The organism is Vibrio sp. SS-MA-C1-2 (assembly GCF_021513135.1).
GTDB lineage: Bacteria > Pseudomonadota > Gammaproteobacteria > Enterobacterales > Vibrionaceae.
Genome location: NZ_CP090981.1, coordinates 1,840,494 through 1,855,416, shown reverse-complemented (window position 1 = coordinate 1,855,416; position 14,923 = coordinate 1,840,494). Strand labels below are relative to the sequence as shown.

The 14,923-nt window shown below is 39.0% G+C and carries 14 protein-coding genes; 7 read left to right on the top strand and 7 right to left on the bottom strand.

Annotated features, from left to right (window positions below; translation table 11 throughout):
- Positions 1 to 9 precede the first annotated feature (9 nt).
- Positions 10 to 744: an SDR family NAD(P)-dependent oxidoreductase gene (locus L0B53_RS12910; RefSeq protein ID WP_235060020.1), complete on the bottom strand. Its 735-nt coding sequence runs from the start codon at positions 742 to 744 to the stop codon at positions 10 to 12.
- A 2-nt stretch (positions 745 to 746) separates the two neighbouring features.
- Positions 747 to 2,039, bottom strand: coding sequence for a histidinol dehydrogenase (gene hisD, locus L0B53_RS12905; protein ID WP_235060019.1), 1,293 nt, complete (start codon positions 2,037 to 2,039; stop codon positions 747 to 749).
- Positions 2,040 to 2,372: 333 nt separating this feature from the next.
- Between hisD and L0B53_RS12900 the strand changes: the two genes are divergently transcribed.
- A complete protein-coding gene (locus tag L0B53_RS12900; RefSeq protein ID WP_235060018.1) occupies positions 2,373 to 3,116 on the top strand; it encodes an HpcH/HpaI aldolase/citrate lyase family protein in 744 nt (247 codons plus the stop codon).
- 319 nt (positions 3,117 to 3,435) lie between these two features.
- Complete coding sequence (locus L0B53_RS12895; protein ID WP_260115586.1) at positions 3,436 to 4,425, top strand: LacI family DNA-binding transcriptional regulator; 990 nt, start codon at positions 3,436 to 3,438, stop codon at positions 4,423 to 4,425.
- Between the two features lie 258 nt (positions 4,426 to 4,683).
- On the opposite strand, the gene L0B53_RS12890 is transcribed toward L0B53_RS12895, so the two are convergent.
- The 5 genes from L0B53_RS12890 to L0B53_RS12870 form a co-directional block, all read right to left on the bottom strand.
- The gene (locus L0B53_RS12890; RefSeq protein WP_235060016.1) at positions 4,684 to 5,958 is read right to left on the bottom strand and encodes a TRAP transporter large permease; all 1,275 of its coding nucleotides are present in this window, start codon (positions 5,956 to 5,958) and stop codon (positions 4,684 to 4,686) included.
- 2 nt (positions 5,959 to 5,960) lie between these two features.
- Positions 5,961 to 6,494, bottom strand: coding sequence for a TRAP transporter small permease (locus L0B53_RS12885; RefSeq protein WP_235060015.1), 534 nt, complete (start codon positions 6,492 to 6,494; stop codon positions 5,961 to 5,963).
- Positions 6,495 to 6,548: 54 nt separating this feature from the next.
- Positions 6,549 to 7,541 carry a TRAP transporter substrate-binding protein gene (locus tag L0B53_RS12880; protein ID WP_235060014.1) on the bottom strand — a complete coding sequence of 331 codons (993 nt, stop codon included), beginning with the start codon at positions 7,539 to 7,541 and terminating at the stop codon, positions 6,549 to 6,551.
- 361 nt (positions 7,542 to 7,902) lie between these two features.
- Complete coding sequence (locus tag L0B53_RS12875; RefSeq protein WP_235060013.1) at positions 7,903 to 8,787, bottom strand: N-acetylmannosamine kinase; 885 nt, start codon at positions 8,785 to 8,787, stop codon at positions 7,903 to 7,905.
- Positions 8,784 to 9,557, bottom strand: coding sequence for an N-acetylmannosamine-6-phosphate 2-epimerase (locus tag L0B53_RS12870; RefSeq protein ID WP_235060012.1), 774 nt, complete (start codon positions 9,555 to 9,557; stop codon positions 8,784 to 8,786). Before L0B53_RS12870 ends, L0B53_RS12875 begins: the two co-directional genes overlap by 4 nt.
- 221 nt (positions 9,558 to 9,778) lie before the next feature.
- Between L0B53_RS12870 and L0B53_RS12865 the strand changes: the two genes are divergently transcribed.
- From L0B53_RS12865 to L0B53_RS12845, 5 genes are all read left to right on the top strand, one after another.
- Positions 9,779 to 10,744, top strand: a complete 966-nt coding sequence (locus tag L0B53_RS12865) for a sialic acid TRAP transporter substrate-binding protein SiaP (RefSeq protein ID WP_235062251.1) — start codon at positions 9,779 to 9,781, stop codon at positions 10,742 to 10,744.
- Between the two features lie 254 nt (positions 10,745 to 10,998).
- A complete protein-coding gene (locus tag L0B53_RS12860) occupies positions 10,999 to 11,487 on the top strand; it encodes a TRAP transporter small permease (RefSeq protein ID WP_235060011.1) in 489 nt (162 codons plus the stop codon).
- Between the two features lie 11 nt (positions 11,488 to 11,498).
- Entirely contained in the window at positions 11,499 to 12,782 is a 1,284-nt protein-coding gene (locus tag L0B53_RS12855) for a TRAP transporter large permease (RefSeq protein ID WP_235060010.1), read from the top strand.
- A 45-nt stretch (positions 12,783 to 12,827) separates the two neighbouring features.
- Positions 12,828 to 13,718, top strand: coding sequence for a dihydrodipicolinate synthase family protein (locus L0B53_RS12850; RefSeq protein WP_235060009.1), 891 nt, complete (start codon positions 12,828 to 12,830; stop codon positions 13,716 to 13,718).
- Positions 13,719 to 13,919: 201 nt separating this feature from the next.
- Positions 13,920 to 14,756, top strand: coding sequence for a MurR/RpiR family transcriptional regulator (locus L0B53_RS12845; protein ID WP_235060008.1), 837 nt, complete (start codon positions 13,920 to 13,922; stop codon positions 14,754 to 14,756).
- The last annotated feature ends 167 nt before the right edge of the window (positions 14,757 to 14,923 follow it).

The following is a 14,923-nucleotide window of genomic DNA, read 5'->3' as shown; positions in this document are numbered from 1 at the left end:
ATATTGAAATTAAATGCCTAACGGTCGTCCACCATCCACAGGAATCGTGCAACCTGTAGAGAACGTCATCACCTCTGCCGCAGCGTATACAGCCCCAGCAATCTCATCTTCATAAGCTAAACGGTTTAATGGGGTCGCACTTTGCTGTGCATTACGCCACGTTTCATCTAACCCTTTGACAAACTCGGTATCAACTAAACCTGGGGCTACCGCTAATACACGAATCTCTGGTGAAAGCGCTCTCGCTAAAGAACGAGTCATATTTTCAACCGCTGATTTACTCGCACAATAAGCAATATTGCTTCCCATCGCTGTTTGTGCAGCAATGGAGGTGATATTAACCACACACCCTTTCGCTGATTTTAATAATGGCTGAAAAGCACGAACCATCGCAAACGGAGAGCGAACATTCACCTGCATGATCTGATCAAAAAGCTTGTCATCTAACGACTCTAAATCGTTATGAGCAACAAATTTCGTCATTCCGGCACAGTTAACCAATAAGTCTAATGTTTGATTATCCTTAGCTAACTGTTGTGATAATTGAGAAATCGCAGCACTATTACTAACGTCTAATTGATAAGCACAATGACCATCACCTGATAATGAATTTAAGACAGTGTCAGCGGCGTTCTTATTCGAGTTGTAAGTAAAAACCACTCGATAACCTGAAGCCGCTAATTTACGACAAATGGCAGCCCCTAAGCCGCCACTTCCGCCCGTCACTAATGCGAGCTTTACCATTATTACGCCTCTACAGTCTGCTTTTTGTAACGACGAACACGGATGTCTGCTTGCTCTTTGTGTCCAGCGAACCCTTCAAGTGCACACAAGCGTGAACAATACTCACCCACTTTTAAAGATGCTTCTTCAGTAACACGCTGGTATGTACACGTTTTGATAAATTTACCAACCCACAGACCGCCTGTGTATTTTGCTGCTTTGTTGGTAGGTAAGGTGTGGTTTGTTCCGATACACTTATCACCATAAGAAACGTTCGTCTCGCGGCCTAAGAAAAGCGCACCAAAGTTTGTCATGTTCTCTAGGAAGTAGTTTGGATCTTCCGTCATCACCTGAACATGCTCAGAGGCTAAATCATCAGCGACTTTAACCATCTCTTCATAAGAGTCACAAACAATAACTTGGCCATAATCTTCCCAAGCTTTACCCGCAATTTCGGCTGTTGGTAAGATAGTTAATTGACGCTCAACTTCTTTAATTGTCTCTTTAGCGAAAGTTTCTGAATTAGTCAGAAGAACAGCTGGAGAGTTATAACCGTGCTCAGCTTGACCGAGTAAATCAGCTGCTGCTAACTCTGGATCACAACCAATTTCATCAGCAATCACTAATGTCTCAGTAGGTCCTGCAAATAAATCGATACCAACACGACCAAATAATTGACGTTTAGCTTCAGCAACAAATGCGTTACCAGGGCCAACAATCATATCAACCGGTGCAATAGTCTCTGTTCCTAAAGCCATCGCTCCAACAGCTTGAACACCGCCAAAGCAGTAAATTTCATCGGCACCCGCCATCGCCATTGCAGCAACAATCGCGACATTTGGTTGACCGTTAAAAGGTGGCGCACATGCGATAACGCGTTTAACACCAGCAACTTTTGCCGTCAAAACACTCATATGAGCAGAAGCAACAAGAGGGTATTTACCACCTGGGATATAACAACCCACACTGTTTACTGGAACATTTTTATGTCCTAAAACGACACCAGGCATTGTTTCAACTTCAACATCATGCATAGAGTCACGCTGAATTTGAGCGAAGTTACGTACTTGAGTTTGTGCAAATTCAATATCATGGCGGGTAGATTCATCTAAGGCTTCTACACACGCTTGAATTTGCTGATCCGTTAATCGAAATTGCTCTGGAGACCAGTTATCAAATTGCTCTGATAATTCGCGAACTGCTGCATCACCTTTAGATTCAATGTTAGCTAGAATAGTTTCTACTGTATTACGTACTTTTGTATTGTTTGAAGCAGAAAGTTCAGGGGTAATACCATTTTTAAGAAAGCGAGCCATGTATAAATCCTCTTTTTACATGTTAAAAATTATTTGAGCGATAATGCACTTTATTTTAGATAACCATCAGTTCTTTAATTAACGTTTGGATACGAATGCAAAACTAGGTTAAACAATTTAATAACAATTGACAAGCTTTTACCAACAAATATGCCACATAAAATAAATACCTATCAAGTCATTGATATATAATGATAAGCATACAAATAGAATGGATTTAAGATGAAAATGATAATAAATAGGTTTCAATTATGTTAACCAAATCACACTTATAATGACGATTTAAACCTCCTCATGTGTTAGATTTTGCATACTAATGCAAAGGAGATGTAAATGTTTAAGGAACAATTAACAAAACAGAATCAAATTGGGACTTTTGTTAAGACCCCTCACCCACATATCATTGAAGTATTGGCGCTTTCAGATCTAGATTTCATTATTTTAGATGCTGAGCATGCCCCTTTTGATCGAGGGTCTTTAGATCTTACTATTATGGCTGCTCGCTTATCCGGCTTACCAACCTTAGTCAGAATTCAAGATGCTCAACCGTCAACCATTTTAAATGCATTAGATTGTGGAGCAAGCGGCGTTCAAGTTCCTCATGTTTGTAATGCAGAACAAGCCAAATCAATCGCTAAAAGCGCACAATATGGTGAAGGTGGTCGAGGCTATGCGGGTTCATCTCGTGCTGCACAATATGCAACCAAACCAATGAAAAATCATTTAGCAGACAGCCTAATAAATACCACGGTTGTCGCTCAGATTGAAGATCCTGAAGGTGTTGTGAACGTTGAAAGCATTGCCGCGGTTGATGGAATCGATGCTCTTTTCATCGGTCAAGTAGATTTAGCGGTTGCTTATGGTGCAGAATCTGTAAATGATGATATTGTATATCAAGCAAGTGTCACAATCATTAATGCGGCCAAAAAGGAAGGTAAACCCGTTGGAATATTTGTTGCCGATGCGTCTGCAATTCCAAAGTGGCGTAAACTCGGTGTTACTTTCTTTGGTTTGGCCTCTGAGCATAAAATGATTATTGATGGTTTCAAAAACCAAAGAAAACTTGCCATAGATTAAGATACATATACCTAAAATAATTGAAGTTGCTAATAGGCGGCAAATGAGTGAGGCCCCATGAGTATAGGTGTACTCTATGATTGGGGCGAAAGAATATAGCCAACAACCTAGCGACTTCAAGTATGAAGAGTATAAACATATTTGAGAGCCGTTTATACCTAAAATAATTGAAGTTGCTAGTCGGCGGCAAATGAGTGAGGCCCAATGAGTATAGGTGTACTCTATGATTGGGGCGAAAGAATATAGCCAACAACCTAGCCGCTTCAAGTATGAAAGGTATATTCCGCTCTCTTATGACTAAGACAATAAGGATTATATTATCAAAGCTAAAGTTACCTCTAAGGACGTAGCAAAAATGCTAGGGGTATCTCAATCGACGGTATCAAGAGCATTTAGCTCCACGGCCAGCATCAGTGAAAAAAAGCGCCAGATGGTAAAAGATGCAGCTGCCAAGTTAGGCTATTCTCCTAATGCAATTGCGCGTAGTTTGATTTCTAACCGTACCGGTTTGATCGCTATCGCTCTCGATTACGAGTCAAACCCAATGTATGACCTTCAAGTTCGAGCGCTCTCTAAAGAGATCCAGAACCGAAACGGTCAGGTTATTTTAAGTCCAATACAAGAAAATGATCTTGATAGCGCCATAAATCGTGCAATTGAATACCAAGTTGATGGACTGATTATTGCCACCAGCCGCTTAACTAGCCATGCCTTTGCACAGTGTGAAAAATTTGGAATCCACCTCTGCTTAATTAATCGATATGTAGAAGGTATCAACGCTAATAGTGTCGGAGTGGATAACCTTTTAGCAGGACAAAATGCAGCTAATTTCTTGCTAAGTAAAGGCTATAAAAATATGGTTTACATCAGCGGAGAGCCCGGTGCAATGACCAGCGATCTTCGTTGGAAAGGGTTTTCAGAGCAGTTAGCAAAACAAGCTGTTTCTCCACCTGTTTATATCAACGCTAAATATAATTTCCAATCAGGGTTTGACGCAGCAAAGCAGGTTTTACAACTTCCACATGTTGATGCCATCTTCTGTGCCAATGATATTTTAGCAATGGGTGTAATGGATGGGGTTAGAGAAAGTGGCGCTAGCATCCCTCAAGATTATGGCATCATTGCCGTGGATGATATACCCATGTCTTCTTGGCCTAGCTATAATCTTACAACGATCAAACAGCCCGTCGAGTTAATATCAAAACGTGCAGTTGATGACTTAATGGATAGAATCAATCATGATGCCGATGCAGAAGGTAAGTATATTCTGGAGCAAGGCGAGTTGATTATTCGAGGCAGTACACGTTAACTTTACCGATGGTTTAAATCTAGTTTATCCCCTTCATACTTGAAGCGACTAGGTTGTTGACTGCCTGCGTTCACCCCATCATACAATAGGTCTATACTCATAGGCCTCATTTACTTGCCGCCTACTAGCAACTGCAATTACTTTGGGTATAGTATCAATAACAAAAAGCCCCAATTAACATTATCACTTGTTAATTGGGGCTTTTTTATGAGTAAGATAAAATAGATTAATAATCTCTGTAATCACAAAATAGACAAATTACAAATTAGGTAGCGTCATCGAGATTGCGGGAATAAACGTAATTAACAATAAAGCAATTAGCATTGCCCCAATCCAACCCATAATAGACTTTGACAGTTTCTCAATCGGAATATTACCAATTTGACTCGCCATAAATAAGTTAGCCCCTAATGGTGGAGTAACAAATCCAATTGCTAAATTCACAATCATAACGATACCAAAATGAATCGGATCCATTCCTAACGCGGTTGTAATTGGCAGCAAAATCGGCGTTAAAATAACGATTGCAGCCAATGTTTCCATGAAGGTACCAACTATTAATAAAAGAATATTAATACAAAGTAAAATAAGTATCTTATTCTCAGTTAACGTAAGGATAAACTGGGCTATTTCTGTCGGCACACGCTCAAGGGTTAATATTCGACCAAAGGTAACAGATGCTCCAACAATCACTAATACAGCACCAACCAATAAAGATGATTCTAAGACGATTTTAACAACTTTTTTAAGATCTAATTCTTTATAGACGACAACACCAAAAAATAGACCATACAAGACACCAACAACCGCGGATTCAGTTGGGGTAAATAAACCTGAGTAGATACCACCAAGAATGATGACAGGAAGCATCAAAGACCAAAATGCCTCTTTAAGTGCTAAGAAACGTTCGTTCCATGATGCTTTTTTCTCATTCCCTTTATAACCTCGAAAATGTGAAACAACAACACAATACCCAATCAATACGAAGCCAACAACCAGACCAGGCAGAATACCCGCCATAAACATCTTCGTGACAGAGACTTCAGCTGTTATTGCATAAACAATCATGACAACAGAAGGCGGAATAATAACCCCAATTCCTCCAGATGAAGCAATTAATGCGCCGGAGAAACTACGGTCATAGCCTCTTTTAACCATACTTGGTATCATGGTTAGACCGATAGCAGCTACCGTTGCAGACCCTGTTCCAGAAATAGAGGCAAAGAACATACAGGCAACAATAGCAACAATTCCCAACCCACCAGTGAAATGACCAAAGAAAACCTCAGCCACTTTTAGTAATCGATCGGAAATGCCACCTTGACTCATTAAGTTCCCTGCTAGTGTGAAAAGCACCACAGCTAATAACGGGAATGAGTCTAAACCTGTCACTAAACCTTGAACTAAAAATTCAATATTTAAGAATGGTAAACTAAAAATCGCGACCATACTTGCGCCAGCCAAAGCAATACCTACTGGTACGCCAATGACTAGCAATAATGCAAAACTGCCAAATAAAAGTGATGTTGTCATAACTACTGCTCTATTAATTGTTGTTTTGATTGAGAACTAGAATTATCTTGTTTTTTATTAAATTCATTTTTTATGACATGAACTCTTTTATAAATATTAATTAGTAAACGAATCACACTAATAGCCGCACAGATAACAACGGAGCAATATAATACAGCAACAGGGATCTCTAATGCAGGCGCAATCTGCCCTAACTTTAAGCTTCTCGCAATCACGTGATACCCATACCAAGTCACAACTGAAGAAAATGCCAGATAGAATAAATCTGCAATTACTAGCATTAACTGATTATATTTTAACGGTAATTTGTCTATAAAAATTCTAATTCGAATATGTCTATCATCACGAATACAATAACTAATACTAAGGTACATAGCCCAAACAAAAAGATACCGCGCTAGCTCTTCAGCCCAAGCAATATTTAAGTCAAATGGACGTAATAAGACTTGGATACCAAGAATAAGCGTCATCAAGCTGATTGTAATAACAATCAAAGTAGGTTCAAAATACTTATCTAACCAACGAAGAATATTCATTTCGCTCTCCCATAATGGAAGAGAGTAACTTTCGCTACTCTCTTTGATAATTAATTAAAGGTTATCAATTTCAACCATTATCGAATCAAACAGTTGAGGGCCTGTTCGCTCTCTTAAGGTGCTATATATGGAATCATTCATTTTTACTTTCATCGCTTGTCTAACATCAACAGGTACCGTATTTACCTTCATCCCTTTCTCTTTTAATTGAGTAATCACACTTTCATTTTGTTCTTTAGCTAATATACGTTGCATTGCAATCGTTTCAGCTGTCACCGTATCAAGTAAACTCTGTTGCTCTTCTGGTAACTCTGTCCAAAAATCTTTATTCATAAACAATACATAGTTACTATAAATATGTTCTGTTAATGACAGATACTCTTGCGCCTCATAGAATCGCTCGGCATAAACTGAATAGAGCGAACTTTCTTGCGCATTAATTAAACCCTGTTGCAAGGAAGTAAATATCTCTCCCCATGAAAGCGGTGTTGGAATGGTTTCGACCGATTTCCAAGCAGAAATTTGAGTTGGATTTGAAGCAGAACGTATTTTTAAACCATCTAAATCAGCTAATGAATCAATTGGGGCTTTATTATTGGTAATACTTCTAAAGCCAAGTTCCATAAATCCTAAACCATGAAAACCTTTTGAATCCATTGCATTAAGAAGAGGTTGACCAATTTTGTCACTGTCCAATGCTTTATGTGCCTGATCTAAATCATCAAATAGATAAAATGTATCGAGTAAATTAAACTCTGGAACATAAGGAGAGAGTAAAACTGAAGCCCCAAAAGTCATTTGCAGATTGCCCTGCTGAACAAGTTCGGTCGTCTCTCGTACTCCACCTAATTGACGTGCCGGATAGATCTCTACTTCAATCTCACCATTAGAGCGTTGCTCTAGTTCTTTTTCAAAAAATAACATCGCTTTATGAGCCGGTGATGTTTCTTGGCTATCATGCCCAATACGAATCACAGTTTCAGCATTCGTATTCACACTTAAAAAGCCCAATCCAAGAGCTAACAATGTTATCTTTTTAAAATTCATATAAAATCCCTTTATAATAAGTATCTTGATCGTATTTAGGAAACTAAAGACCCAAATTATTGGTTAATAATTTGTTAATAATTTATTGCATACGAAGTCAATTTACATTATTCGCACAACAGATCAACCTTTAGAGACAGTATTGTTACAGAGATCACTAAAGCCAACTCTTTTTTACATTTATTGCAGCTAAAAATATTGATATATAAATCCAAAGAATTTGCTTGAAGGGTGTTTTTGAAGAATGACGATAATAAAGAGGTAGTAAATAAAAGTAGCTGAGTGACTGTTCAAATTAAGAGATGGCAACAACTTAAGTAATCTCAGTTGCTGCCTTTGTCTGAACTGTGGTATTGGATGCTTAAAGGTTACTTTTCGTTAAGTGAGAATCAAAATAGCTTGCTGCACCTAACAAACACGCATCATGACCACCTTGTGCAGAAATTGTTTTGACTTGAAAGATATGAGGTTGTTTAGTTATCTCTTTTTGTACCAACTGTAAATAACCGTTAGCGAGTCCGATACCTCCACCGATGACAATAAGATCAAGATCCAAACTGGCTTTTAAATTACAACAGAGCGTTGCAATCGCCTTAGCGCTATTTTGGATAATATCGAATGCTTTTTGGTCGCTTTCTAACATCTCAAATAACTGAATATTACTTATCTGCTCACCAAAAACTTGTTGAGCTTGTTTATGGATGGCGGTTCCAGAAGCAATGACTTCGACACAACCTTGACGACCACAACCACAACGTTCACCTTGCTGTTCAATCACCATGTGTCCAATATGACCTGCTAATCCACCAGCTCCTTTTTGGAGTTGATGGTCAATAATCAATCCGCCCCCCACCCCGGTTGAAACGGTAACATAAGCCATATTTTTAGCTTTAATGGTCAGTTGCTGATATTCAAACCAAGTAGCCGCTTGGGCATCATTCAATATAAAAACAGGAATTTTAGTCGTTTCTTTAAGTTTTTTAGCCAAGGGAAAAGGGGCAGGAAATGGTAACGTGACTGGATTTATCGCACTAATTCCTTCAGATGTGACTAAGCCAGTCGTCGAAATCCTGATTTCACTGCATAAATCAATTTCATGTTTACAGTTTTCAATAATAAGTTGATTAAAACTCTCTATTGTCACGGTTTTAGGTGTGGCAAATTGTTCTCTTGAAAGCAATTGACCATTTTCAATAATGCCATACGCGACTTTAGTTCCACCGATATCAATCGCTAAAATTTTCATAGCAAATCTTCCGTTTTTGAGTTTAATTCTTTCGTTTGATTTTCAATATGATTAGCTTCTATCTGACTATTGGCACTTTGTGTTGCAGAATTAAACCAATTCGTCACCACTTCTAAACGGGTAATCGCTGATCCAACGGTGACGGCAACAGCCCCATGTTCTATCGCTTCTGCCGCTAACTCTGGGGTGTTATAGCGTCCTTCTGCCATCGTAAAAAAGCCAGCTTGTGAGAATTGTCTTAATAACTCAAAATCAGGCTCTTCAGGAATGAGATCGCCAGTATATCCCGATAGCGTGGTACCAATAATTTCAACACCATGCTGATTAGCCCAAACACCATCTTGATAATTGGAACAATCTGCCATCGCAAAGCATCCCGCATCATGAATCGCTTTAGTGAGTACTTCACGGCTTTCTGGTCTGACTCGATCCGTCGCATCAATCGCAATAATGGTTGCACCGGCATTGGCTAAACCAATAACGTCCGCAACAAAAGGTGTGATCCTAACTGGGCTATCATCGAAATCACGCTTTACTATCCCAATCACTGGAATTTTTACCGCTTGAGTGACGGCCTGAATATTAGCAATACCTTGTATTCTCAATGCTTTTGCGCCAGCTTGCTCCGCAGCCAGTGCCATTGCCACAATAATAGCCACCTTATCAAGAGGTCCATTATCAACGGGTTGAATAGACACCACGGTTTGACCTTGTAACGACACTCTCAACTGCTCTAATTTATTCAAGTTAGTCAATTTATTGATCTTCATTATCATACTCCCTGTACCACCTACGTCATCAATTAAGCATTTCGCCTTAATCAAATATCAACAAAAATGGTTAAAAATAGATCACTTATCACATTTTTCAAAACTTTAATTTGAAAATTAAATTCATCACAATCATAATTTATGAAGATTATTTTTTCCAGAAAAAGTTTCATTCGGATTTGGAAAAAGTGATTTGGCTCATTAATGACAAGGAATGAATGATGAATAAATTAAATAAAGTAGCTCTTTCTCTCGCACTGGCAGGTTGTGCTTTTGCGTCTCAAGCTGAAACTACCTTAAAGATGGGATTACAAGCATCCGTTGGCTCTGTCGAATATAACTCAGCTAAATCTTTTGCGGATAAAATAGAGCAAGTGAGTAACGGTGAAATCAAAGTCGCGCTTTACCCAAGCGCTCAATTAGGTGATGATCGTGCGATGTTACAACAAGTGACTTACGGTGACTTAGATCTTACTTATGCAGAGTTTGGTCGAATGGGTCTATGGATTCCAAAAGCTGAAGCGGTCGCTCTCCCTTATGCCATCCGCGATTTTGACCATTTCCAAAAGGTCTATAATTCTGATTTTGGACAAGATATTCGTTCTCAAATGCTCAATAAGTTTGGTTGGCGTGCTCTTGATACTTGGTATAACGGAACACGAGAAACGACGTCAAATCGCCCCCTTGATTCAATCCAAGATTTCAAAGGATTAAAATTACGCGTACCTAATGCCAAGCCAAACTTAGAATTTGCAAAACTTTCAGGCGCATCTCCAACGCCAATGGCATTTTCAGAAGTTTACCTAGCACTACAAACTAATGCGGTTGATGGTGAAGAGAATCCATTACCTGCCATTAATACAATGAAGTTTTATGAAGTACAAAGTAACTTAGCCATGACTCATCATATTATTAATGATCAGATGGTTATTATGTCTGAAGCTTCATGGAAAAAGTTATCTGATACTGATAAAGCATTAATCAGTAAAACAGTCAAAGAAATTGGTGCTGAACATACTGCAACGGTTAAAAAGCAAGAAGCAGACCTTATCGCCTTCTTTGAAGAGCAAGGAATGAAAGTTTCTTACCCTGATTTAGCCCCATTCCGAGAGGCAATGAAACCACTTTATACTCAGTTTGAGAAGAAAGTTGGCGAACCGGTTATCTCTCAAATAAGTTCACTATAGAACACATAACTTATACCAAAAGTAATTGGCGTTGCTAGTAGGCAGCAAGAGAGAGAGGCTCCATGAGTATGGCTGTTCTATATGATTGGGGCGAACGAATGCAGCTAACAACCTAGCGACTTCAAGTAAGAAAGGTATACCTAAAGTAATTGGCGTTGCTAGTAGGCGGCAAGTGAGTGAGGCAGTAAATTCCCCCCCCTTTACTCGCCTCTCTCCTCCACTCCATTACACATTGAATAACAAGGATAAGGACAATGTTTAAGAAAGTGATTGAAAATATCGAAGAGATAATTACCGTGCCGTTAATGGTCGCACTGTTATTTATCTTAACTTGGCAGATTGCCACTCGCTGGTTTTTAAACTCACCATCATTATGGAGCGAAGAATTAGCACGTGTGCTTTTCATGTACTTATGTCTTATTGGTTCAGCCATTGCGATAAAAAAAAGCACCCATGTTAGCGTGACGTACTTTTCAGACAAATTACCTGAAAAGATTCGATGGCTATTAGTGATGACGTTAGAGTTCTTTGTCTTAATCTCAATCGTTGCCATTATCTATTTAGGTTACAAACATGTTCAGATGACCGCTTTTTTTGAGCTCATCACTTTGGGAATTTCGGTTAAGTGGATGAATTATAGCTTACCGGTTGGTGGCTGTTTTATGTTAGCTCGTCAGCTACAAAAAATGTACGGTATCGCATTTAACTTCAGAACATTCAATGTCTCTGACCCTCTAATCTAAAAGGTATTATTATGTTTGGTTCAATTGTTGGCTGGCTAACACTCCTTTTTGCTGGCATGCCTGTTGGCTTTTCTCTTATTTTTGTTGCTCTGCTGTTTCTCTTTTTCACTCAAAGTTCGGGCATGAATTTTGCCGCTCAACAGATGGTTGGCGGACTCAATAACTTCACGCTTTTGGCGGTGCCTTTCTTTGTTTTAACTGGCCATTTAATGAATAGCGCGGGGATCACTGAAAGAATATTCAATTTCGCCAAATCGATGGTTGGTCATATTACCGGCAGCTTAGGTCACGTAAATATTATGGCAAGCCTGCTGTTTTCAGGTATGTCAGGTTCAGCTCTTGCCGATGCGGGTGGCTTAGGTCAACTTGAAATTAAATCGATGCGAGATGCAAAGTATGATGATGATTTTGCAGGTGGATTAACGGCAGCCTCTTGTATTATCGGCCCATTGGTGCCGCCTTCTATTCCCTTAGTGATTTATGGTGTTGTTTCCAATACCTCAATTGGTGCACTCTTTTTAGCTGGAGCGATTCCAGGACTTTTATGTTGCCTTGCTTTAATGATAATGAGTTATTTTATCTGTAAAAAACGCGGCTACATGACACTGCCTAAAGCCACCTGTTCACAACGTTTTGTGTCATTTAAAGACGCTTTTTTATCGCTTTTAACACCGATTATCATTATTGGCGGGATCTTTTCAGGTAAATTCACCCCAACTGAAGCCGCGGTTGTTTCATCACTTTACGCACTATTTTTAGGCACGGTTGTTTATAAACAGCTTACTTTTGATGGTTTTATTGAAATCATTAAGGAGACCGTAAACACCACCGCTGTCGTCGCATTAATGGTGATGGGGGTTACCGTCTTTGGTTGGATTGTTGCTCGTGAACAGCTTCCTCAAATGTTAGCGGATTACTTTTTAACCATTAGTGATAACCCTTTGGTTTTATTACTGCTGATCAACTTGCTCCTTTTATTCTTAGGCACGTTTATTGAGTCTTTAGCACTATTACTCCTCCTTGTTCCATTTTTAGTCCCAGTGGCAGCCGCTGTTGGTATTGACCCTGTTCACTTTGGTGTGATGGCAATTCTGAACTTAATGATCGGTATCTTAACCCCACCAATGGGCATGGCGCTCTATGTGGTCTCTAAGGTTGGAAATATCCCATTCCATGTATTAACACGTGGGGTGATCCCTTTATTAGTCCCCCTCTTTATTGTGTTATTTCTTGTGGCGGTATTCCCACAATTTACCCTATTCTTGCCCGAGCTATTTTTAGGCTACGGACAATAGCGATAGATTTACCCTTCCATAAAAATTGAAAATAAGTGATTTAAAATGAAAAAACTAACCGGATTAATTGCTGCACCTCATACGCCTTTTGATAATCAAAACCAAGTCAATCTACCGGTCATCGATCAGATTGCTGAACTTTTGATTAAACAAGGTGTTAAAGGTGCATATATTTGTGGCACAACGGGTGAAGGTATTCACTGTTCAGTTGAAGAACGTAAAGCGATTGCTGAACGCTGGGTATCGGCAAGTCAAGGCCAGTTAGATATTATTGTTCATACTGGTGCCTTAAGCATTATTGATAGTTTAGAGTTGACTCGTCATGCAGAAACGTTAGATATTTTAGCAACATCCGTCATTGGGCCTTGCTTCTTTAAACCTGCCAATGTGGATGATTTAGTGGATTATTGTGCGGAAATCGCAGCGGCAGCACCTTCTAAAGGTTTTTACTACTACCACTCATCGATGTCCGGTGTAAATGTTGATTTAGAGCAGTTCTTAATAAAAGCAGACAGTAAAATTCCAAACTTATCAGGGGCTAAATTTAATAATATTGATCTGTATGAATACCAACGCGCTATCCGAGTGCTAGATCGTAAATTTGATATTCCATTCGGGGTCGATGAGTTTCTTCCAGCCGGTTTAGCCGTTGGTGCTATCGGCGCAGTAGGCAGTACTTACAACTACGCAGCCCCCATTTATTTAGAAATAATTTCAGCATTTGAACAAGGCGAGCATAAAAAAGTCGAACAGCTTATGGATAAAGTGATCGAAATCATCCGTATTCTGGTTGAATTTGGCGGGGTAGCCGCAGGTAAAGCCGCAATGCAACTCCATGGTATCGATGTTGGCAACCCGCGCCAACCAATTCGTTCTTTAACCGAAGAACAACACAAACTTGTTATAGAAAAATTTAAAGCAATTAATTTTATATAATATTGTTAATAAAAAGATGAAAGGAAGTTAACCTCCTTTCATCTTCTATCAAAATAGAGTGAATTAGCAAAAAAGAACCGATTTATAATGAAAGTAGTTACTGATATCCATCAAAAATATAACTATAATTACCAAGAGAAACTAAGAAATAAAATTTATAAGCAACATATATGATATCTCTACTATTTTAAGGTCTTATCCGTGAATTCAACCAATAATATCCTCGTTCGTCTTCGTTCAAATACGGAATCTTTAAGTAAAAAGCAGAGAGTCGTTGCAGATTATATTTTAGAAAACGCTATTGAAGTCCAATTTCAAACTATCACAGACCTTGCTCGAAATACGGCTACCAGTGAAGCGACGGTGGTTCGTTTATGTCGAGATATTGGTTATAAAGGTTACCCAGATTTTCGTATGTCTCTCGCTGTCGAATTGAGCCAAAAAGAGCAGCAGAAAAATAAACCATTAAATGATGATGTTTGTCATACCTCAATGCAAAATGCAATTACCAGTCTGCAAGATACCAATAAGTTAATCGATAAAAAAGCCATTGATCGCGTCTGTATTGCAATCCATAAAGCTAAATTTATTAGTTGTGTTGGTGTTGGTGCATCGAGTGTTGTTGGCCAATATCTGACTTACCGCTTAACCCGCATTGGTAAAAAATCCACCATGTATAGTGATAATCATTTAGCGGTGATGAATGCCAGTTGTGCAACGAAAGGGGATCTATGGTTTGCCATTTCAAGCTCAGGCGTCACCAAAGAGATCATTCAAGTTGCTAACAGCGTCGAAAAGAAGCAAGCGCCTGTTATCACCATCAGCAATATCAGTAATAGCCCTCTCGCTCGTCTCTCGACAGAATTGTTGATTGCAGCTAGGCCAGAAGGTCCATTAACCGGTGGGGCATTCTCTTCTAAAGTCGGCGCGTTATTAATTGTCGATATCATCATCAATCGCTTAGTGAAAAAGTATCCACAATATGACGACTCTATCCAGCAGACCGCAAAAGCAATTATTCCTTTAGTTAATGATTAGTTTTCAATTACAATAATTGGAGTTGCTAGCAGGCGGCAACTCCAACTATTTTAGGTATCTCTCAATCAACAGAGAATTAGATCTTTATTAAATTTCACACTATCTCCATTAGAAACTCTTTTCATATCGAGAAAACTAGCCTAACTTTATATCATCGAGTAAAACAG

Excerpts from the sequence above, each read along its gene's own strand:
- L0B53_RS12900 (WP_235060018.1), top strand. The coding sequence starts at position 2,373 with ATGTTTAAGGAACAATTAACAAAACAGAATCAAATTGGGACTTTTGTT.
- L0B53_RS12890 (WP_235060016.1), bottom strand. The coding sequence starts at position 5,958 with ATGACAACATCACTTTTATTTGGCAGTTTTGCATTATTGCTAGTCATT.
- L0B53_RS12865 (WP_235062251.1), top strand. The coding sequence starts at position 9,779 with ATGAATAAATTAAATAAAGTAGCTCTTTCTCTCGCACTGGCAGGTTGT.
- L0B53_RS12850 (WP_235060009.1), top strand. The coding sequence starts at position 12,828 with ATGAAAAAACTAACCGGATTAATTGCTGCACCTCATACGCCTTTTGAT.
- hisD (WP_235060019.1), bottom strand. The coding sequence starts at position 2,039 with ATGGCTCGCTTTCTTAAAAATGGTATTACCCCTGAACTTTCTGCTTCA.
- L0B53_RS12875 (WP_235060013.1), bottom strand. The coding sequence starts at position 8,787 with ATGAAAATTTTAGCGATTGATATCGGTGGAACTAAAGTCGCGTATGGC.
- L0B53_RS12885 (WP_235060015.1), bottom strand. The coding sequence starts at position 6,494 with ATGAATATTCTTCGTTGGTTAGATAAGTATTTTGAACCTACTTTGATT.
- L0B53_RS12880 (WP_235060014.1), bottom strand. The coding sequence starts at position 7,541 with ATGAATTTTAAAAAGATAACATTGTTAGCTCTTGGATTGGGCTTTTTA.
- L0B53_RS12870 (WP_235060012.1), bottom strand. The coding sequence starts at position 9,557 with ATGAAGATCAATAAATTGACTAACTTGAATAAATTAGAGCAGTTGAGA.
- L0B53_RS12860 (WP_235060011.1), top strand. The coding sequence starts at position 10,999 with ATGTTTAAGAAAGTGATTGAAAATATCGAAGAGATAATTACCGTGCCG.
- L0B53_RS12855 (WP_235060010.1), top strand. The coding sequence starts at position 11,499 with ATGTTTGGTTCAATTGTTGGCTGGCTAACACTCCTTTTTGCTGGCATG.
- L0B53_RS12910 (WP_235060020.1), bottom strand. The coding sequence starts at position 744 with ATGGTAAAGCTCGCATTAGTGACGGGCGGAAGTGGCGGCTTAGGGGCT.